The organism is Fusibacter sp. QWL-12, from assembly GCF_058683495.1.
On the sequence record NZ_CM178745.1, the window covers coordinates 3,506,245 to 3,528,882 of the forward strand.

The window sequence follows — 22,638 nt, forward strand, 5'->3', positions numbered from 1 at the left end:
AATATAAATCAGCATGAACATAATAAGACTTCGGACTACGAGTCCTAAGGTTAACTACAAGTCAGAATGTGACTAATTAAAAAAAAGTTGAGGGAATACGTTTCCTCAACTTTTTATTTTATATCTAATGATTATGTTTATCCGCGTTTCATTAGCTTTTCTAATGTTAGCATAAATTCATCTACAACCTCTGGCTCACCATCTTGGATACGATCGATGACGCACGTCTTGATGTGTCTTTCTAAAATAACTCTCGAAAGAGCATTTAATGCAGATTGAGCTGCTGCTATCTGATTAAGAATGTCATCACAGTACACATCCTTTTCAAGCATTCCTTTAATGCCTCGAATTTGGCCTTCAATTCTAGAACATCTGTTGGAAAGTGCTTTTACTTCATCCTCTGAACGGTGCGTGGTTCTGTTACAGTTACACTCAGACATTGACTTCACTCCTTGTTTTAAATGATTTTAATCTTAAAGCATTGGTTAATACGGATACTGAACTCATTGACATTGCAGCTGCAGCGATAACAGGGTTGAGCAGTGGACCACCAAATAAGTAGAGAACACCAGCAGCTACAGGAATGCCGATTACATTATAGATAAACGCCCAGAACAGATTCTGCTTAATGTTTCTAATGGTTGCTCTACTGAGTGCAATCGCATTAACGACATCAAATAAATTGTTTTTCATCAATACAATATCTGCTGATGCCATTGCTACGTCAGTTCCTGATCCAATAGCGATACCAACATGTGATTGAGCAAGAGCTGGCGCATCGTTGATGCCATCACCAACCATTGCGACAATTTTACCTTCAGCTTGTAGTTTTTTTACAGCTTCTGATTTCTCACCTGGTAAAACCTCAGCGACAACTTCGTCGATGCCAGCCATTTTAGCGATTGCTAAAGCAGTTTGCTTATGGTCACCCGTAATCATCATCGTCTTGATGCCCATATCGTGTAGCTTTTTAACAGCAGCTTTTGATTCTGGCTTAATGACATCAGCAACAGCAATAATACCAGCCATTTGCCCTTCGATGTTCAATAATACAGGTGTTTTTCCTTCGCTAGCAAATCTTAGTAGATCTTTCTCATACGTGCTAGATGATGCGTCAGAGTGGTTCTTTATCAGTTTTTCATTACCGAGTAATACTTTTTTACCATCAACTTCAGCGATAATTCCATGTCCTGAAATCTCATCAAAAGTAGAGAAGGTGAGTAAGTCAATTTGTGCTTGTTTTGCTCTAAGTGTTATCGCTTGTGCGATTGGATGTTCGCTACCGTACTCTAGTGAAGCAGAATATTTTAAGAGTGTTTCAATATCGTAATTACCGTAAGGTAGTACATCAGTAACTTCTGGTTTACCAGTCGTTAACGTTCCCGTTTTATCAAACAAAATAGTATTCACTTTATGAGCCGTCTCTAAAGCTTCACCACTTTTTACTAATACGCCAAGTTCTGCACCTTTACCAGTACCTACCATTATCGCTGTTGGTGTTGCAAGTCCAAGTGCACATGGACATGCGATTACTAAAATTGCGATAAATACTTTTAAGACGAATACGATATCTTGACCTGCCAATGCCCATGCAATTGCAGATAATACAGCTATAACAAATACAATAGGAACAAAATAAGCTGAGATAACATCTGCCATCCTCGCGATAGGTGCTTTCGTTCCTTGAGCTTCTTCAACGAGTTTGATAATTTGAGCAAGTGCTGTTTGATCGCCTACTTTAGTTGCTTTGTACTTGATCATACCTGATTTGTTGATACTAGCACCATATACTGAATCGCCAGCTTTTTTATCGATTGGCATACTTTCACCAGTTAACATAGATTCGTCTATCGTCGTGTAACCATCGACGATTTCACCATCAACTGCAATTTTACTACCTGGTTTTGAGAGAACAACATCGCCAATTTCAATTTCTTCAACTGGCATTTCAACTTCTTTACCTTCAATGATGACGATTGCAGTTCGTGGCGCAAGTCCCATCAATTTCTTAATTGCATCAGAAGTTTTACCTTTTGAAATAGCTTCCAATGTTTTACCTAGAAGGATTAATGTTAAAATGACACCCGCACTTTCAAAATACATATGTTCTACTGCCATGTGATCACCAGAAATGATCTGTAAAACAGAAAATCCACTATACAGTAAAGCCGCGGTTGTACCTATAGCAATCAGGGAATCCATATTAGGTGATCGATGCCAGATTTGGCGATAACCGACGACGTAAAATCTCCTACCTGCCCAAACGATTGGGATGACTAAGAATATTTGTATGATCGCATAAATAAGTGGCTGTTCCATAGGTGAAATCATATTAGGAAAAGGCAGACCGATCATTGGCGCCATAGCGATATAAAATAATGGAACTGCAAATATCGCTGCAAGCTTGAGTTTGAAAATCATGCCCTTAATTTCTTTTTCTTTCTTTTCTTGATCTTCATCAACATTGCGTTTAAATGCAACTTCCTTAGGTGTATAGCCTAGTTTAATGATAGTGTCCTTGATTTCAGAGATTCTGATTTGCTCTGGATCATAGCTAATAGATGCGACTTCAGTCGCTAGATTGACACTGATTTTAGCCACACCAGGATGTTTGCTTAGTTTTCTTTCAATAGCAGCAGAACAAGATGCACAGGTCATACCGTCGATCGGCAATAAAATTTCCTTTTCAGACTCGTGTTTTTCTGCTTCATAACCAGCTTTTTTAACAGAAGCAATGATATCGTCTGGCGTCATTTTATTTTCATCATATTGAATGGTTAATTTTTCAGTAGATAAATTAACGACAGATGTATCAACGCCATCTAATTTTTTTGTGACTCTTTCGACAGCTGCTGAGCAGGCTGCACATGTCATACCCTTAATGTCATATATTTCAGTTTTCATAAAATCTCCTTTTGTATGGAAAGTTTTGCCTACAAGATACCCCCAAGGGGTATCTATAACAATAATATACCCCCAAGGGGTATAAAAGTCAAGTGAGATCTTATAGATTTAATAAAATTTAATCCTTCTGTCATTGTAAATAGAAGACGTTTATAATATCATATTACTAGCGTATAAAACTATTGCTCAAGAGGTGTAAAATGAATCGATTAGCGATTAAAATTAAAGAAGCAAGATTGAAAGCAAAAATGACTGAGAAGGACCTTGCAAAGGCGATTGGTCAAAATATAAATTATATCATCCAAGTGGAATCAGGAAAGAAAATTATCAATGAGCAGGTTGCTGAGCAAATCCTCAAAACACTGGGTGAGAAGATGGAGAATTTTCAGGATGTACCATCAGAGCCAGTAAAACCAAAAGTAATGCCTGCTACAGCAGTAAAAAAAGCACAAGAGCCACCACAAAAGGCGATTACGCCTACAGGTAGATGGGCAGACGCTCTTTCTGGTGTGGTGAGAAATTATGATATCACAGATGAGAATGGTAAAGTCCTTGGACAGAAGGAACATTCAATCATAAGTAAAAAAGTGGATCAGATTCCATATGATAAGGTGTTTTTCGTTCAGCTAACCGAGCATGCGCTCAATCAACACCATATTTATCTAAAAGACATTATTAGCTTTGTTTCCTGTGAAGCCTTTAGTAGCAATGGTATCTATTATTTACAACACAATCAAAAGAAAATGATTCGCTATGTAGAAAAGACAAGCAATAAGACGGCTATTTTATCTACAGGAAAGTCTGAAAATGAAGTAAATGTAGAGCTTTCAGAGGTTAAATTTATAGGTAAAGCAGTTAAGGTTGAGCGATATCTATAAATCGGTAATCAAAAAATTAGATATAAATAATTCACGTAAAGAAGGTATAAACTCATTTAGATTCCTAATACAGCGCAAAGCTGTATTTTTTCTGAAAATAGTTCAGTGTTTCTATATGAGTTTTTGAAAGGGTTTATTATGATATTTTCATCTTATAGTTTTCTATTTTTTTTAGTAATCGTATTTGCAGGGTATTATGCACTGAATTATTTTGAGAAAAAGACATTATCCAAAGTATGGTTGGTAGGTGCATCCTTTTATTTTTACGCACAGGGGAGTATGAGTTTTCTACCTTTCTTTGTGTTCACCGTCTTCTTTAATTATATTATAGGTACTGGGTTAGTTAGAGCAGAGAGTGTTGCCAAAAGACGTGTTCTATTTGCGTTAGGTTTACTTGAAAATTTGGCTTTACTCGGCTATTTTAAGTATGCGGATTTCTTCCTTGAGAATGTTAATTTTGTACTTGGAAAACAGATACCTTTGATTCAACTTGCGTTACCGATTGGTATTTCGTTTTTCACATTTCAACTCATTGCTTATATTGTCGATTGTTATCGAGGAGAGACAAAAGAGTATTCACTGATCAACTATCTACTATTCATTACTTTCTTTCCACAGTTGATCGTCGGTCCAATCATCCATCACAAGGATGTCGTTCCTCAGTTTGAAAATCCAAGCAATCAAAGGTTCATTAAAGAAAACATCATGTTAGGGCTATTTGTGTTTGCTATAGGATGTACGAAGAAAGTCATGCTAGCAGATCCATTGACCCACTTTGCTCAAAGCTATTTTAGCAATGTTCATGAGGGTGGCTTATTTATGGCGCTTTTTTCATCGCTCTCATATACTTTTTCATATTATTTTGACTTATCAGGCTATGCAGATATGGCAATTGGTCTGGGATTGTTTTTTAACATTAATTTACCACAAAACTTTGACTCACCATATAAATCACGTAATTTTAGAGATTATTGGCGTCGTTGGCATATGTCACTTTCCAAATTTCTATCCGACTATGTCTTTCGATCGGTTTATAAAAAGGGAAGTGGTTCGGTAAGGTTTTACGCTGCAGTTATGGCGACATTCTTGGTTTCAGGATTCTGGCACGGTGCAGGCTGGCGATTTGTTTTATGGGGTGGCATCAACGGTATTTTCGTTTGTATGGCACATTTTATGACCAGAAGAAAATGGTCTCTTCCAACGCCTCTTGCATGGGGCCTGACTTTTATCGGTATCGTCGGAACGCGTATTATTTTCGTTTCTGGTTCACTTAAGGATGCGATTCACGTGATGAAAACCATCGTCGATCTTTCAGTGTATAACGGTTGGGCAAAAACTGCGATTTTGGCTGAGCTGGGTCAATTTTTAATCGACAATATCTATATCATGGCACTATTAGCGGTCAGCATGTTTATTGCATTTTTCTTTAAAAATACGAGAGAAATTACAGAGAAGTTTGACAGCTCTTACAAATACGCTTTTATTACAGGCGTATTGATCGTCTTGTCACTGTTTCAGATGTCCAACGTGGCAGACTTCTTGTACTTTCAGTTTTAAAGAGGAGGCATTATGAAACCGTTTAAATGGGTAAAATTTTTAATAATCGGACTTGTATTTTGTACCTTAATGCTTTTTGCATTTAATATCATCGTCGATCCATTTGGTGTTTTCGGTGATCGCTTTATCAAATTCTTTGCATATGATATGAACAATAATCCGAGAGTTGCGAAAATCGCTTATCTCGATCAGCATCATGATGCGTATGATTCTTATGTAATCGGAGGATCGAAATCAAGCTCATTATCGCCAGAAAAGCTCAATCAGTATTTTGAAGGTGCATCGTTTTATAATATGATGATGTATGGCGGCGATTTTTATGATTATGAACAAACCGTTCACTACTTGGTAGAGAACTATGAAGTGAAAAATATCATCGTTCATATGAGTATGCAGGAAATTGATCACTACAACCAATCGCCACGTAACATCAACACAGAGTTAAGTGGCAAGGTAATAGGAGAATCATCAATCAAATACTATACCAAATATCTGACATTAAATCTTGAACATGGCTTTAAGAAGATAGCGGGTTTAATACAAAGAACTCAAAATCCGATGGCATATGCAACCTTTGTCCCTGAGCTAGGGGTTTATAATAAAAGCGTTAGAGACAGTGAGGATTTAGGAACTTTAGAAGATTTCTTGGTTAAGTATCCTGAATTTAACGAGCCGTTGTGGCCACTATACGGAACTGCTATAGATGATAATGTCGCTGCACTCAAACGTATAAAGACGTATCTAGAAGAAAAAGGAATTAACTTTTACTTCGTGTCAGCGCCTACTTATTATAAAGAGATGGACCGCTATGAGACCGCAGACATTCAGAAGCTTTGGAGGGGTCTTGCCAGCGTTACTGATTTTTGGGATTTTACTGGCTATACAGATTTTTCATACGATGCTAGAAATTTCTATGATAGAATGCATTACCGTAACACACTTGGAGATCTCATGGTGGAGACGATGTTTTCTGGTGAGCAGCCTGTAAGTGATTTTGGTTATTACACAACTTCTGAAAACGTTGAAGAAAGATTAATGAGCATGCTTTCAGGAAGGTTAGATGTGGAAGCAGGGGAGCCAGTTGCCGTGCCTATAGTGGTTTATCATCACTTACTACCTGAAGCGGACGGCAGTGATAATATAACTGTAGAAAAGTTCAAGCTAGATCTTGAAGCGTATAAGAATGCTGGATTTAATACGATTTTATATTCAGATTTGATCAATTATGTCTATGATGGGATTGCGCTTCCGGACAAACCGTTAATTATTTCATTTGATGATGGCTATCTGAGCAACTATGAGCTGGCATATCCACTGCTAAAAGAGATGAATATGAAAGCAGTTATATCTATGATTGGCTGGTCGGTAGGACTCGACTATGATGAAGCAAATGATCGACCGATTATACCTCACTTTACTTGGGATCAAGCAAGGGAAATGTCTGAATCAGGAGTAATCGAACTCCAGTCACACAGCTTTGATCTGCATGCGCTTCAGAGTGAAGAGGGGACAAGAGCTGGTGTTTTACAGCTTCAAGGTGAAGATGAGAACACTTATTTGAAAGTATTTAAACAAGATAATGAGCAGTTTCAAACTGAGATGATACAGAATGTCGAGCAAAGAGCGACCTTCTTTACGTATCCATATGGTTATTATAATGCCTTTACAGAAGGCCTATTAAAAAACCTTGGTTACTTCGGCAGTGTGACTGTAGATGAAGGGATTAACTTTATCGATCGCGATCCTAATTCACTCTTTGGACTTAAGAGAATTGATGCTGCGGGCTATCTTTCGCCTGATATGATCGTCGATAAAATATTACAATTCCATTAAATGGATTGAAGAGAGATTCAACTTATGATATATTTTAGTTATAAATGGAGGTGCAAGATGAGATTACGTCAAAATAGCCAAGTTAAATTTAATAGTATTAAGGCCTAATGTAATCAAGTCTAACCGTTCATGAACTCGTTTTTTGAGCTGTAAGCTTTGTCTTACAGCTTTTTTTGTTGTCATAAACGTATTGTGAGTGTCATACTCACAATCTATAACATAGGAGGGTGTGTCATGTTAAGATTTATCAAATTACGCCGTAGTACAAGTTTGTAATAACCACCTAAAAGCATCCTTTTAGGTGAATACCGAAAGGAGAATATGATGACTGAACAAATGAATGCCTATAATGAGAGGCAAAATTATAACCTTGAAACCGTAAATGCTGAAAAGGCAGTTGTAGTAGGGGTTAATATTAATAACAATCCACTTTATGAAAATTCGATGACTGAGCTCGAGAATTTAGCCATTGCCTGTCAAATACAGTGTGTGGCAAGAGTGGAACAAAATTTAAAACGTGCGACGACTCAATATTACGTCGGCAGTGGTAAAGTGGATGAAATTAGAATGGGTGTAGAAGCCTTTGATGCGGATCTTGTAATCTTTAATCATGAGCTGACGCCTTCACAGATGCGGAACTTAGAGAAAGCGTTAAGCGTTCGTATCGTCGATCGAACCAATCTGATACTGGAAATCTTTGAACGTCGTGCCCAAACAAGAGAAGCGAAGCTTCAAGTAGAAGCAGCGCATCTGAAATACCTTTTGCCAAGACTGATCGGTTCATACGAAGCCTTAGGCCGTCAAAGTGGCGGGGTTGGAACGAAGAATAAAGGTGTTGGTGAAAAGAAGCTTGAACTAGACCGCCGTAAAGTGGAGCAAAAGATCCATGATTTGAACCGTGAAATCGACCAAGTTGAAAAGGAACGCATCACACAGCGAAAGAAAAGAGCTGACTCAAGAGTCAAGGGTGTTGCCCTTGTTGGCTATACCAATGCAGGGAAGTCTACTTTGATGAATGCAATGCTCGATCTTTATTCTCAGAAGAAGGAGAAAAAGGTTTTTGAGAAGGATATGCTTTTTGCAACGCTTGAAACCTCCATTCGCCAGATGAAGCTACCTGATAAAAAGACGTTTACGCTTTCTGATACGGTTGGATTTGTCAGCGAACTGCCACATGATTTGGTAAAGGCGTTTAGAGCGACGCTTGAAGAGGTGAAGCAAGCGGATTTATTGTTACACGTGGTCGATCTTGCCAACCCTGATTTTAGACACCAAATGAAGGTGACACTTGATACCCTAGCTGAGATAGATGCGGCGGATGTACCGATGCTGACCATTTATAACAAAGCCGATATCGCAAACGTTGATTTAAGCGAACTTGTCGATGGGATTGTGGTGAGTGCCAAAACTTCACTTGGGATTGAAACACTTGTAGATGCAATTAAAGCGCATATTTTTAAAGATTTCATTGATTGCGAAGTGAGAATTCCTATGGAAGACGGAAAGCTATTTGCTTTCATCAACGAATATTCTGGTGTCAGTGAGATGCGTTTTGAGGAAGAATCAACCTTTCTACAAATCAGTTGCAGTCCCGAAATCTATGAGAAACTTAAAATGTATATTGTCGCATAAAATAAATGTGAAAAGTGTCAAGTTTTCGGTCAATTGTTAATTCAATTGACCGATTTTATTTGCTAATAAACGCATTTAAGATATAATATTTATATAAGTTTTTATAAGCATTTTGAGTTTGTTTACACTGGAGATCATATGATTAAACCCTTTAAATTAACGACACTTAAAAAGAGTCTGATCTTATATATAACATTTTTGCTGGTAATCTCAAGCCTTTTGGTAGGGGTTTTCGGCTATTTTATCGCTAGAAATGCGCTTATTAATCGCGGGAAAATCACACTGCAAAATGGTGTTAACTCAGCTTTGATCTTGATCGAACAGATGAACAAAGAGGTTGAATCTGGTTTTATTACGCTTGAAAAAGCACAAGAGCTTGTTAAGATTAAGCTGGTAGGTCCAATGCAGGAAGACGGTACACGATTAATTACCACTAGTGTAGATTTTGGTGAGAATGGTTATTATATCATCTATTCGACTGATGGTGTCGAGATTCTTCACCCTACGCTTGAGGGAGAAAATGTTTGGGGTTTTATCGATAAAAAAGACACTTCAAAGCCATTTTATTTGGTTCAGGATAAAATCAGTAAAGCTTTAAATGGTGGTGGATTTACACAGTATACATGGGAATATCCATATTCTGATAAGCTAGGTGAGAAAATCGTCTATTCTAAGTACGATCCAAACTGGCAATGGGTTGTTACAGCCGGTTCTTATATATCTGATTTCGATCAAGAGGCATTAACTATACTTCAAATAACTGCAATCGTTATTTTTTCAATTGTCCTACTGGGAATTATATTATCGATTAAATACATTCATACGATTACCTCACCGCTTTCAAATGTTGTAGCAGGTATGAAAACTGCTGAAGCGGGGAAGTATGCTAGAGTTGAGAACTTTAGTAAAACGGAGGAAATGCTAAATCTAATCAATGGTTTTAATAATATGATTGAATCCATTGAAACCGCTCAAATTAATCTAGTGAAAAAAGATGATCAATTGTTGCGTTATGCCTACTACGATAGTTTAACTGGTTTACCAAACTCATATTATTATAGGCTAAAGGTCAATGCTAGAATGCTTGAAGCGCCAGTCCCAGCAGCAATTTTGCTCGTCGATATTAAGGATTTCAATTTCATCAACTCTGTTTATGGCTCTGAATATGGTGATCAAGTACTTGCCTATATTGGCAATCAACTATTAGAAATCTGTGATGATGAAGCTATCGTGGCTAGAGTAGGTGGTAATGAGTTTGCTATTTGGTACCAAAAAACGGATGAGCAAACCGTTGAAGCTTTAATCAATGAACAGTTTAATTTACTTAAAATTAAGCTGAGAGAAAGTGGATTAATCAATCATATTGAGTTTTATATGGGGCTATATGTTACTGATGGCACACAAAATGATTTTGACAGCGTTCTAAAAAAAGCGACCATTGCACTTCAAAATGCAAAGAACAGTGGGATCGTCACACCTAATCGATACGATGAACTCGTCCATCAGATTATAGAAAGAGAATCTAAGATCATTGATCAGCTAGAAGCTGCTATTGATAACTCTGAGTTTAAAGTGTTTTATCAGTCAAAGGTCAATGCAATTGAAAATAAAATCATCGGCGTTGAGGGGCTCGCTAGATGGCAATCTGCTGAACTCGGGTTTGTTTCGCCAGGTGAATTCATACCATTAATCACAAGAGCGAATTTAATGCTCAGATTTACACGAATGATATTTACAATGATCTGTGAGGATTTTGAAAAGCTAATACAAAAGTATGGTGAAGGTATTGCAGTTTCAGTCAATATTTCACCAGCATTAATGTTTGACTCTGATTTCTTAGAATTCATGAACACCAAGGCAGATGTGTATCGTGTTCCTAAATCACAGATTATATTAGAAATTACAGAAGATATCTTCATTAGCGATCTTGATTTGATTCAAACGCAGGTAAATCAATTAAAGAAATATGGTTTTAAGATTGCTTTAGATGATTTTGGAACCGGTTATTCCTCTTTAAATTACCTTGCTAAGGTAAAATTTGATGAAATAAAAGTAGATAAAACCTTTGTAGATCCAATATTAACTGACCAATCCTCATTCGATTTGTTTAAGTCTATCGTAAGGATATCGGAAGCACTTGATTGCATCGTTATCGCCGAAGGGGTAGAGACGATAGAGCAGGTCGACAAGATTAAGAGTGCAGGATGTCACTTGATACAAGGTTATTATTATTCAAAGCCGTTGCCACTATAAAAACCTGCTAAGAAAAATCAAGAAGAACTTTTGAATTCTCAGTCAAGTTTTCGATGCAATAAAAAAACACCATCTTCGAAAAGATGATGTTTTAAGCACGACAAATAGGCTAACTGATTACCTGAAGTTAGCCTGCTTTTTATTGAAATTGCTTTTATAAATGTTATTGCAGTTCCATAACCCTCGCATAATAAATGCGTAAGAACTTGTTTAAAGCTGCAATTTTAGCTACCTTTTTTGCCTTTCCTTCTGCTTCCTTTTTCAACATATACTGATATACTGCGGCATCATTCACAGGCTGTATTGCTTTTAAGCATTTCATGACTTCATAACCAGTTTTTCTAAGTAATGATGATCCACGTTTGGATATCTTTCTCCTTGTGCCTACGAAATTACCAGATTCAAAAGGTGGAGAATCTAACCCCGCATAGGCGACTAATGCACTTCCATTGTGAAATTTTCTAACGTCTCCTATTTCCGCAATTAGTCTTGGTGCCAGGACATCGCCGACACCACTCATCGCTCTAACGGTCTCATATTCTTTTAAAGTACTTGCCGTGACCTGCAGCTGTGTTAAAATATTTTGTAGAGTCTTGTTGATTTCACCAAGCACTCTGACTGCTTCTAGCACGAGCATTTTCGTCGATGGTGTGCTAGAAGAGAGCGTTGGAATACCACTGCTGGCAATGGCGTAGATTTTTCTCGCCTTGGATTCACTGGCGTGGTATTTCTTCTTTTTAGCCCATTCTTGATAGCTCTTAATAAAGTCTTCCTCGCTTAATTTTGTGATGTTGTCGTAATGCCAATAATGCTCAACGAAATCACTGAGTTTGTCTCTTGTTGGATAATCAGATCGTTTCCCTGAAAGTAATTTTTTTATGCCAGGCATCGTTCTGTCCAATATGCCGTTAAGAGACAACTTGCTGTCTATCTTCATTCGAATATAATGAGAATACTGCCTTCCGAGAAATTTGAGTTCTTCATAAACTTCTTCGCTAGGTTCATGCCTTCGTAGATGAAACCAATTATCGAGACCATAATTTGCAATCCTCACAGAATCAATCTTATCCGTTTTGCCTTTCCTAATAGCTGTTGAGGCGTATTTTTTCATCACGAGTGGATTGATGATGCTAACGAAGATTTTCTTCTCTGTAAAAACGCTTAACAGCGGTAGATGATAGGCTCCCGTTGCTTCTAATACTACTCTTACCTCGTTGCCAAGCTTTAATATGGTATCTGCTAACTTTGATACCGCTTCTTCTGTGTGAACGATTTCTGTTGGTGATAAAAGGACTTCACCATATGGCTTTAAAATGCAAACCATGCTTTTTTCTTTTGATACATCGATTCCAACGCTTATCATAACAACCTCCATGAGTTATTGTAATTGCAATCCATCTGCACTCATTGCCCATTCAGTTTGGTTAGTTACACGAACGCTATCTGGTTCAACCTGCTTAATCGAATGCTCACAATAAGAGATGGCTGACAGTTTTTATTGACGGATGCAAGGATCCAAAAAAGCCCACGCCAGACCAATTACCCTCTCATTGTAAAAAAATAAGTGCAAACGCTCAACATCACTAAGAATGTCTTGCATTTACACTTTTATCGTACCAAAAAGCCTGTCTGTTTCATATGTCCAGTAAAACTGGTTCATATATGAAATATCGACAGGCTTTATTTATTATTTTATTTGTTAGTTTGAACTATTATAGTGAGCTAGATGCGTTTAATTATATACATTTATTGATTATTAATGTTTGTTTTAGTTAATAGCTGTATCAACAAGGATTTCAAATGCATAGGTTTGAGGTGGTAAACTTCTTGTCATCGCTAAGCTGTGGTAAACTTTAATTTGATTCCCAACTCTAAGGTCTTCCGCGTCTATTGCATTACCATTTAAGTTTGATAATTTGGTATTTTCATCAAAATTGAACTGAATTAGATCGTTGTTTGTTTTAACTAAAATAGAATTTTCACTGATTGTTTGAATTGTACCTTCGTTGTATGCGACATCTTCAAGAACTTCAATTTCATATGCGTTATATTGTGCTGGATAGATCAAAATCATAATTGAAGGATGTGTCACTTTTAGCGTATCACCAACCTTTAAATCAGCCAATGTTAATGCTTCACCTGTTTTGTGCGATGTAATTACAGTATCATCATTTGGAATAACATAAGCTTCACCATCGCCTTGTGATACATGGATTTTGCCATCTTTGATATCCGTAATTACAAATCCGCCAGTACTTACTTGATCTTGAAGTGCGGCAAGTACTTCGATTGAACTGTCATTTACAAATGCATTTGCGTGCATAATTTCATCTATAAAATCTAAAGGCACATAAGTGGATCCTTCAGAGATGAATGCTTGTTCGGATAATTGCATTGGTGCCATTTTACCAAATGTAAAATAGTTTTCAGTTGTTTTAAACGTAATAAAGTGAGCGCCTTTAATTAATTCTACGTGTTTGTCCTCAGGATACCATTTCACTTGGTAACCAAGTGCTTCAGATACCACCTTAATTGGTAAATAAACTTGCTCATCAATTGTTTTGTACTCTTTTTCTAAAGAGACACCATTCACGGTGATTTGATTTGGGTTGAGTTTTGCAGAAATTAGAACTGGAACTGCATCATTTGCAGCATATGCTGAACTTGAAGTCGCAATTCCTAGCGCTAATAGCATAGCTAATGCTTTTTTCATATTTGCCTCCTTTTAAGCGTTATGCCATTATGACGCAAGCGACTCAAATAAAGTTCCATTTAATTTAAAAAAGTATAATTATTTTTGAATTTAAAAGGGAAATATAATTAACATAAATAAATTATATTTTGATATTGCCAAGTTAGATTAGTTATGGTAATATTAAATAGCTGTGAGCCGAAGTGGTGGAATTGGCAGACGCGCCGGACTCAAAATCCGGAGAGGTAACACTCGTGCGGGTTCGACCCCCGCCTTCGGCACCATATTAAAATCCTAGATTTCTAGGATTTTTTTTTTAGTCTTAAAACTGCTTTTTAGCAAAGAAATATATTAACTGCAAAGCGTTATATCTATATTTAGAAAGCTTGATGCTAGAATCATAATGAGTTACGCTATAGATCAGTCAGTTGAATAAAAATGAATGTAACTATCGTGAGTCTTTTTATATTTTATAGTATAATAGATTCAGATTAAAATAGGAGGCAGCTATGAACACACAGAGAATTTCAAGAGTAAGAGAAGAAATGAAGCAACATAGTTTTGATCAGTTGGTTATCACTTCACCAGATTCCATTTTTTACTTAACGGGAATAGACATTCATCCTGGTGAACGTTTATTTGCACTTTTGATTGATCAAGAAAGATGTCACCTTTTTTTAAGCGCTTTATTTCCATTAAAAGAGGAGACATTACCAGTAACTTATTTTACAGATGATGTGGACGCTATAGAGCTTTTATCAAAATCAATTATTGATCAAGGCGTGATCGGCATCGATAAATTTTGGGAAAGTCACTTCTTGTTAAGACTAATGAAGATAAAAAACAATCTTTTATATGAAATTGGTTCTATTGCGGTTGACAATTGTCGACTCACAAAAGATGAAGACGAAAGAGAAAAAATGAGACATGCATCAAAGTTAAATGATGAAATTATGTCTGAAATCATTTCCTATATATATAGTGAAGCACCAAATGGTAATTTAACAGAATTAAAGGTTCAAAATCAAATTAAAAAATTACATGAAGATAAAGGCATACATGAGCTTTCATTTACACCTTCTGTCTGCTTTGGCGCAAATGGTGCTGAGCCACATCACGACTGTGATGATACCGTTTTAAAAGAAGGCATGGCAGTTGTGATCGATATGGGTGGCAAGGTAAATGGTTATTGCTCAGATATGACAAGAAGCTTCTTTTACGGTGATGCGACAGAAGCTTATACAAAGGTCTATAATTTAGTAAAAGCAGCCAATGAAGCCGCTATTAAAATCGTTAAACCAGGTGTTAAGTTATCAGACGTCGATAAAGCCGCTAGAGAGATTATAGAAAACGCAGGCTATGGCGCGTACTTTACCCATAGAACGGGTCACGGTATCGGTATTCAGGTTCATGAGTTTCCAGATGTGAGCAGTGTCAGTCAAAATACTTGTTTAACGGGAATGGCTTTTTCAATCGAACCAGGTATTTATTTAAAGGATCAGTTTGGCGTCAGAATAGAAGATTTGGTATTGGTTACAGAAGAGGGCGTAGAAGTGCTGAATCGCTTTATGAAATAATTCGCTTTTATGAAATATATAACCTTTCAAAAAGTTAACAATTTTCTGTCAATTTCAGTTTGTATTTATTACAATCATGTGATAGACTAATTTATGTTGAATATGGTTAACATAATTTTATGTCAGGAGCTAAAATGGATCCACTTACACATGGTTTAGTAGGCAGTGCTATTTCTGCATTTTCAGGTACTGCAGTTGGAATAGACAACCCATTGACGATTGGTGCTATGTTAGGTGCTATGTCGCCGGATTTAGATTTTGTAATAAGGTTATTTAAAGATGATGCAGCCTACTTGGAGCATCACAGAGGCATTTCACATTCAATTCCATTTCTGATTGGCTTTAGTGTGGTGATCACACTTGGACTTAGCTTTATGGGATTTGAACAATTTAGCTTTCTACAGACTTTACTCTGGACCTTTATAGGCGCTTTATCTCATACGGGGCTAGATATTTTAAACTCCTATGGCGCAAGGCTATTCATAAAGAAGCGAAAAGCGAATTTGTTAACATTATATGATCCTGTAATAACTTTAGTTGGATTTTGGTTTGTGCTAAATGGAAAGAACACACTTTATGAACTTGTAAGTGGTACTCTGATTATCAGCATCTACTTACTTATGAGGAACAATTCTAAGCACAATGCGGGTAAACGCATTAACGCATATTTTTCAAAGCTATACCAAGTTTCAGATATTAGTGTCATGCCTTCGCTTAAGGCGTTTTATAAGTGGGATTTTGTTGTTCATACCACAGAATATGATTTCGTAGGTCAATACAGTCCGCTTAGAATAAAAAATAAATTGCAAATTAAGCATAGGATGAAAACGGTAGATGAAAGTTATTATAATTTATTTAGATCTGCAATTGTAGGGGAAAAGTTTTCTGAGTTCTCTCCAAATCTACATCTTGAAGTGACTAAGGATAGTGAAACACACTTGATCATTATCAGAGCGATCGATTTGAGATACTTTGTTAAAGAGAATTTTATGCACCATGCGACTTTAATCGTCGATCATGACCATAAATTTGTTTCTTCTTTTATACACCCTTATAATATGAACAAGGCGATTCCTATTTATCAATAAAAATCTGAGCATATCGAGTCCTCAGATTTTACCACAAGCAAGATTGAGGCAAATAAATTTTGGCTATATCAGATTTCTGATATAGCTATTTTTTTTTATTTATTTTGATTAATGGTATAATTATTTATGGAACTTTTTTATCTATTATATCGTCAAAGTACTATACCTTTCATGAAAGGAGTGGAAAAATGGAATCAATGCTCATCGAAAAGAGCGTCCAGGGAGATGTTGAGAGCTTTGAAAAACTCATTGTTAAATACAATAGATATGTTTATAATATTGCATTTAGAATGATGGGCAATGAAGAGGATGCTAAGGACATGTCGCAGGAGACCTTAATTAAGGCTTTTAAAGCGATTGGTCAATTTAAAATGGAATCAAATTTTTCTACTTGGTTGTACAGAATAACAATTAATGTATGCAAAGATGAACTTAGAAAACGAAAAGAAACCGTTTTATCTTATGATGCACCTTTAACTGAGGATGAAGTTACGTTAAAGGATACGCTAAAGGATGAAACCTACAATCCATTATTGATTTATGAAAAGCTTGAGTTAAGGTCTTCTATTGAAAATGCTTTAAATCAGCTTTCCGAAGACAGCAAGTCCGTGGTAATCCTCAAAGATATTATGGGTTACTCTTATGAAGAAATTGGTACTATTTTGGAGATACCTATAGGAACCGTTCGTTCGAGACTGAATCGGAGTCGGACCGCACTAAAGAATATCTTACAAGTTCAACTATCAGAGAATTAGAAAGGAGGGAGTTTATATGAAGTGCATCGAAGCTAGAGAACTTATGAATGCGTATATTGATAACACTTTAAGTGACAAAGAATTACAATCACTTGAAAAACACTTAGACTCCTGCGAATCTTGTACAGTTGAATTTGAAGAGTTCAAGTATATGGTTCAGTTGATGGGAGAAATTGAGTTGAAAGAATTACCAAAGGGATTCGATGAAGAACTCCATGAGAAATTAATATTTGCCTCAGGGGAGATGGAAAATCAAAGACAACAGAAGAAATCGACAAAGTCTGGAAACGTGATTTCAATATTTAAAAATAACTTTATTAAGAAAAAATACTACCGTTATTCCGCAATACCAGCAGCATTGCTTTTGGTTATTTTTGCAGCTAAGGGACTATGGCCGAACTTAAATATGGCTAAAAGTGAGGATAGTGTTGAATCCTACTATATGGAAACCACTGCTGCTGCAATGATGGATAATGAAATGGCATATGGCGGTGAGGAAGAAAGTAAAATGGCGATTTCTCCCTCTGTGGCTGATGTTAGAGTTACGACATCATTTTCTGAGAGCCAAGCATCAGACACTGGTGAAGCATTGCTGAAGAGTACTGGTGAATCAAGCTATGAAACGGGTCGTATGATTATTCAAACATCTAGTATTCAAATGGATGTTGAGGGCTTTGATGATAAAGTCGCACAGATTAAAGCAATGGTCGAAGCTTCTGGTGGCTATGTTGAAAATGAAAACTCATCTTATCGCTTTTACGTTTCTGATGAAGACAATCTGAAATATGGCTATTTAACCTTACGGGTTCCAGAAGAGGGCTACACACTTATAACAGATAGTATTAAAGAATTAGGTAGGGTAACTTCTGACGCGAGTAACGCAACAGATATTACGAAACAGTATAGAGATACTGCCGCTGAAATCGAAAATTTGAAAGTAACTGAGCAAAGACTTCGAGAAATTATGAGTCAAGCAGTAGAGATTTCAGACATTCTTTCTATTGAAAATGAATTGACTCGAATTCGCGGTAATATTTCAAGCTATGAAAAGCAAATGAAGGATTGGGAGAACTTGGTGAGTTTAACGACGATCACGGTGACACTCAACGAGGTAAAAAACCTTAAACCAATAGTAGAACCAATCGATAACAGTTTGTGGAGCAAAGCAAAAGAAGGGTTTATTGGCACCATCAATTCTGTAAAAACATTCTTTGAAAATTTAGTGATTTGGGTCATCGCTAAGTCGCCATATTTGGTAACGCTTGGTGTTCTAGGCTTAATCATAAAACATTTCTACTTTAAAAGGAGGAAGTAACATGAAAAGCAAATTATTAACTGGCATTTCAATGATTTTACTAGTTGCTATGGCATTTAGTTTCATAGTAATGAATGCGCCAAATGAAGTTTCTTTAGCAGATACGACGTCAAGTGACGTTAAATTAGTGACTGTAAGTGGTGAAGGTAAAATAGTAGTGACACCTGATTTAGCTTATATTGATCTAGGTGTACAAACTAAAAATGCGGATGCAGAAAAAGCACAGCAAGAAAATGCGAAGCTTATGACAGCGGTTGTAGCGGCTTTAAAGGCTATGGGAATTGCAGAAGCTGATATTAAGACAACCGGCTATAATCTATACCAAACTTATGATTATTATCAAGACAAACAAAGTGATCCTTATTATGTCGCAAGCAATATCGTAAACGTAAAAATCAAAGATATTACAAAAGTCGGTTCAATCATCGACGGTGCTACTAAAGCGGGTGCTAACAATGTAAATAGCATTCGATTTACAGTAGCAGATGACAGCAAATATTATCAAGAAGCTTTAAAACTTGCTATGGCAAATGCTAAAGGTAAAGCAACTGCAATTATGAGTACATTTGGCAAAACACCAAATATGCCTTACTCTGTAAATGAAACCAGCTATGGTGGTACTTTATATCTCGACTATTCTCCAGCAAAAGCGATGAGCGAGGCTGCTGATTATTCGACACCTATTCAAACCGGTGAAATTACAATTACTGCAAATGTTTCAGTTCAGTACGATTATTAATATATGTTAAACTGTTGTTTAAACGGAAGGCTTAAGCCTTCCGTTTTTATGTTATAATAAGTGTAAATAAAAATTTTGACATCAAATCTTTAGATTAAATATAAGGGAGTAAGTGATGGATAAAAAATCAGAACAAAAAATGATTATAATCGATGGCAACAGTTTGATTAATAGAGCTTTCTTTGCAATGAGTGAAATGAGAAATTCTAATGGCGTTTATACAGGTGGTATCTATGGCCTAACAAATATGATTTATAGTCTTATCGATCAGTTTAAGCCATCCCATTTTTGTGTTGCGTTTGATATGAAGGGTCCTACTTTCAGACATCAAAGTTATGATCAGTATAAAGGGACTCGAAAAGGTATGCCTGATGAGCTGGCGATGCAAATGCCTATAGTTAAGGAAATTTTAGACGCTATGAACATCATGCGTCTGGAATTACAAGGCTATGAAGCGGATGATTTGATTGGAACAGTTGCAAAGGCATGTATGGATCAAAGCATCGCACCTCATGTTATCACTGGCGATAAAGATGCACTTCAGCTAGTGGCTTTTGGTGCAAATGTGCATATAACAAAAAAGGGAATTACGCAACTTAAACGTTATTCTGATGAAGATATCATGGAAGAATGGGGCGTTCATGCTGATCAAGTGATCGACTTTAAAGGCATCAGTGGTGATAGCTCTGATAATATTCCTGGTATTCCTGGATTTGGTCCTAAGACTGCTTCGAAATTATTGGCGCAGTTTGGTACTGTAGAGAATATGGTAGCGAACTATGATCAGATTGAGAACAAACGCTGGAAAGGCTTAGTTGAAGAATACGCTGAGCAAGCGGTGATGTGCAAAAGACTTGCAACCATTATGACAGAGGTGCCAATTGAAATTGACTTTGATAAGTTTTTACTTGAAGAGCCTTTATTAGAAGAACTCATCGGATTATTTAAGAAGTATGAGCTTAATTCGCTTCTTTCAAGAATAAAAGTGGAAGCCGCTTCTGTTGAAAATTCATTGACACAAGATCAAGTGAGTTTGAATACGTTTATTGATTTGGCTTTAAGTAAGAAGCATTTTAGTTTTTTAACTTACAGCGATGTTGAAGAAATCATAGAAAGAAAATTTAGAAAGGCCGTCTTTAAAGTAGACGACTCTATTTGTATTTTAGATGATATTGAGGACCTAAAATTACTAAAGCCTCTATTTGAAAACAAGAACATTTTAAAAAGCGGTTATGATCTTAAGAAGGAATACTTGCTATTGATGCAAGAGGGCATTGATTTAAATGGCGTAAGCTTTGATGGGTTTATCGCCGCGTATTTGGTTGAGCCCGCTAGAAAGAACTATGATTTAGCTGAGGTAACTTTTGAAAATGTCTCTTATAAGATGATTTCAGAGGAAGATGTCTTAGGAAAAGGCGCTAAAAAGCTCACTTATGAACAAGTGAATTCAGATGAAATGAACCGATTTGTTTTATCTCAGATCGAAGGTGTTACTCGACTTCAAGCGTACTTTGAAAAGAAACTTGAAGAGTTATCGCTTGTCAGTCTGTTTAAAGAGGTAGAAGTACCGCTTGTAAAAATTCTTTCTGATATTGAATTTACTGGTTTTAGAATTGATAAAGAACAAATCGACCAGTTGGATGAACAATTGATTACGAAAATAGCCGAAATAGAAGCTTCAGTTTATGAAATGGCAGGAGAAAGCTTTAATATCAATTCACCAAAGCAGTTGGGTACTATTTTATTTGAAAAACTAGAACTGCCAAGCGGTAAGAAAACGAAAACTGGCTATTCTACCAGTCATGACGTCCTTGAAAAACTCAGCAATCAGCATCCTATCATCAATGAAATCATTGAATATAGAACTTATACTAAGTTGAAATCAACTTATATTGATGGCTTACGATTGGTTATAACAGAGGGAGATCGCGTTCATACTTCGCTTAATCAAACGATTGCAGTGACGGGAAGACTGAGCTCTACAGAACCAAATCTACAAAACATTCCAATTAAACTGCCTTTTGGTCGCAAGATTAGACGATTTTTTATTGCAAATCAAGACAGTGTACTACTAGATGCCGACTACTCTCAAATCGAGTTAAGAGTTCTGGCTCATTTGTCTGAGGATCCTAAACTGATCGAGGCATTTAAAACAGATATGGATATCCATACTTTAACGGCATCACAGGTTTTCCATGTAGATGAAAATGAAGTTTCATCACTTCAAAGAAGTCGAGCGAAAGAGGTAAACTTTGGAATCGTCTATGGAATGGGCGATTTTGGATTGTCTGAAAGCCTAGGGATCTCAAGAAAAGACGCGAAAACTTATATTGAAAATTACTTCGCAAGTTATCCTCGTGTAAAGGACTTTATGGATGAAATTATAGAAGCCTGTAAGTCAAATGGCTATGTTGAAACCATTCTCGGTAGAAGACGTGAAATTGTCGATATCAATAATAGTAACTTTATGTTGCGATCAGCTGCGGAGAGGATAGCAAGAAACACACCGATTCAAGGGAGTGCTGCAGATATTATTAAGCTCGCAATGATTAAAGTCTTTGATGCACTTAAAGCGAATCAGCTAAAATCAAAATTAATTTTGCAGGTACACGATGAGCTCATACTCAATGTCCCTAATGATGAAGTTGAAACTGTAAAGGCTCTTCTAAAATCATGTATGGAGGAGGCTTACGAGCTTATAGTACCTCTTAAAGTCGATATGAACACAGGAGATAGTTGGTATGAAGCGCACTAATACGCCATATAAAGTTGGGCTTACAGGTGGTATCGGTACTGGTAAAAGCACTGCGGTAAAATATCTTAAGCAAAATGGCTACTTTATTATAGATGCTGACGAGATTGCAAGAGAAGTCGTTGAAATTGGTAGCGAAGGTTTAAATGCAGTTGTAACTGAGTTTGGAGAAGGTATATTAAATGAGGACTTATCTTTAAACCGTAAGGAATTGGGAGAAATTGTCTTTAAAACAAAAGAGAAATTGCATAAACTCAATCAGATCCTACATCCTTTAATTAGAGAAAGAATTCAATATTATGAAAAGCAAAACAGTCATTTAGATGTGATCTTTTATGATGTGCCCTTGTTATTTGAAACAAAGCAGCAGAATCTATACAATGAAGTTCTTTTAATCTACGCTTCACATGAGACCGCTTTAAGTAGAGTTATTGAAAGAGATCGTATTTCAGAATCTTTAGCAAGGATGAAGATCAACGCTCAGTTCAGTATGGATATTAAAAAGAATTTAGCTGACTTTGTTATCGAAAATGAAGTTACACTTAATGAACTGCACAAACAATTGGATCATTATATTGATGCACTTAGGATTAGAATAGAAAATTGGCAAAAAAATAACGAACATTGAACAAGTTCGCTAAATCACTTATAATGTAAAGGACT

The 22,638-nt window shown here is 36.4% G+C and carries 16 protein-coding genes and 1 tRNA gene; 13 read left to right on the forward strand and 4 right to left on the reverse strand.

The features are described 5' to 3' along the window. Window positions 1-137: 137 nt before the first annotated feature. The gene (locus AC4PID_RS16815; RefSeq protein ID WP_492133149.1) at window positions 138-440 is read right to left on the reverse strand and encodes a metal-sensing transcriptional repressor; all 303 of its coding nucleotides are present in this window, start codon (window positions 438-440) and stop codon (window positions 138-140) included. Beyond that, the gene (locus AC4PID_RS16820) at window positions 433-2,904 is read right to left on the reverse strand and encodes a heavy metal translocating P-type ATPase (RefSeq protein WP_492133150.1); all 2,472 of its coding nucleotides are present in this window, start codon (window positions 2,902-2,904) and stop codon (window positions 433-435) included. The genes AC4PID_RS16815 and AC4PID_RS16820 overlap by 8 nt, the downstream gene beginning before the upstream one ends. Before the next feature lie 200 nt (window positions 2,905-3,104). Here AC4PID_RS16820 and AC4PID_RS16825 point away from each other — a divergent pair, with 200 nt between their 5' ends. From AC4PID_RS16825 to AC4PID_RS16845, 5 genes are all read left to right on the forward strand, one after another. Continuing rightward, a complete protein-coding gene (locus tag AC4PID_RS16825) occupies window positions 3,105-3,782 on the forward strand; it encodes a helix-turn-helix domain-containing protein (RefSeq protein WP_492133151.1) in 678 nt (225 codons plus the stop codon). A gap of 138 nt (window positions 3,783-3,920) precedes the next feature. After that, a complete protein-coding gene (locus AC4PID_RS16830; protein ID WP_492133152.1) occupies window positions 3,921-5,339 on the forward strand; it encodes an MBOAT family O-acyltransferase in 1,419 nt (472 codons plus the stop codon). 12 nt (window positions 5,340-5,351) lie between these two features. Next, entirely contained in the window at window positions 5,352-7,172 is a 1,821-nt protein-coding gene (locus AC4PID_RS16835) for a polysaccharide deacetylase family protein (protein ID WP_492133153.1), read from the forward strand. 324 nt (window positions 7,173-7,496) lie between these two features. Continuing rightward, window positions 7,497-8,804 carry a GTPase HflX gene (gene hflX, locus AC4PID_RS16840; protein ID WP_492133154.1) on the forward strand — a complete coding sequence of 436 codons (1,308 nt, stop codon included), beginning with the start codon at window positions 7,497-7,499 and terminating at the stop codon, window positions 8,802-8,804. Window positions 8,805-8,942: 138 nt separating this feature from the next. Next, complete coding sequence (locus tag AC4PID_RS16845) at window positions 8,943-11,057, forward strand: EAL domain-containing protein (protein ID WP_492133155.1); 2,115 nt, start codon at window positions 8,943-8,945, stop codon at window positions 11,055-11,057. 163 nt (window positions 11,058-11,220) lie between these two features. Here AC4PID_RS16845 and AC4PID_RS16850 read toward each other — a convergent pair whose 3' ends face one another. Continuing rightward, entirely contained in the window at window positions 11,221-12,420 is a 1,200-nt protein-coding gene (locus AC4PID_RS16850) for an IS110 family RNA-guided transposase (RefSeq protein ID WP_492132732.1), read from the reverse strand. A gap of 405 nt (window positions 12,421-12,825) precedes the next feature. Beyond that, entirely contained in the window at window positions 12,826-13,770 is a 945-nt protein-coding gene (locus AC4PID_RS16855) for a copper amine oxidase N-terminal domain-containing protein (RefSeq protein WP_492133156.1), read from the reverse strand. Window positions 13,771-13,946: 176 nt separating this feature from the next. Between AC4PID_RS16855 and AC4PID_RS16860 the strand changes: the two genes are divergently transcribed. The 8 genes from AC4PID_RS16860 to coaE all read left to right on the forward strand — a co-directional run bounded on the left by AC4PID_RS16860 (window position 13,947) and on the right by coaE (window position 22,603). After that, window positions 13,947-14,033 (forward strand) — tRNA-Leu (locus AC4PID_RS16860). Window positions 14,034-14,258: 225 nt separating this feature from the next. Then, entirely contained in the window at window positions 14,259-15,326 is a 1,068-nt protein-coding gene (locus tag AC4PID_RS16865) for a M24 family metallopeptidase (RefSeq protein WP_492133157.1), read from the forward strand. A 119-nt stretch (window positions 15,327-15,445) separates the two neighbouring features. Continuing rightward, window positions 15,446-16,414 (forward strand): metal-dependent hydrolase, encoded by a 969-nt coding sequence (locus tag AC4PID_RS16870; RefSeq protein ID WP_492133158.1) that lies wholly within the window; start codon window positions 15,446-15,448, stop codon window positions 16,412-16,414. A gap of 188 nt (window positions 16,415-16,602) precedes the next feature. Then, window positions 16,603-17,169, forward strand: a complete 567-nt coding sequence (locus AC4PID_RS16875; protein ID WP_492133159.1) for a sigma-70 family RNA polymerase sigma factor — start codon at window positions 16,603-16,605, stop codon at window positions 17,167-17,169. Between the two features lie 16 nt (window positions 17,170-17,185). Continuing rightward, window positions 17,186-18,484, forward strand: a complete 1,299-nt coding sequence (locus AC4PID_RS16880) for a DUF4349 domain-containing protein (protein WP_492133160.1) — start codon at window positions 17,186-17,188, stop codon at window positions 18,482-18,484. 1 nt (window position 18,485) lies between these two features. Continuing rightward, complete coding sequence (locus tag AC4PID_RS16885; protein ID WP_492133161.1) at window positions 18,486-19,223, forward strand: SIMPL domain-containing protein; 738 nt, start codon at window positions 18,486-18,488, stop codon at window positions 19,221-19,223. A gap of 115 nt (window positions 19,224-19,338) precedes the next feature. After that, complete coding sequence (gene polA, locus AC4PID_RS16890) at window positions 19,339-21,978, forward strand: DNA polymerase I (RefSeq protein ID WP_492133162.1); 2,640 nt, start codon at window positions 19,339-19,341, stop codon at window positions 21,976-21,978. Continuing rightward, a complete protein-coding gene (gene coaE, locus AC4PID_RS16895; RefSeq protein ID WP_492133163.1) occupies window positions 21,965-22,603 on the forward strand; it encodes a dephospho-CoA kinase in 639 nt (212 codons plus the stop codon). The genes polA and coaE overlap by 14 nt, the downstream gene beginning before the upstream one ends. Window positions 22,604-22,638: the final 35 nt, after the last annotated feature.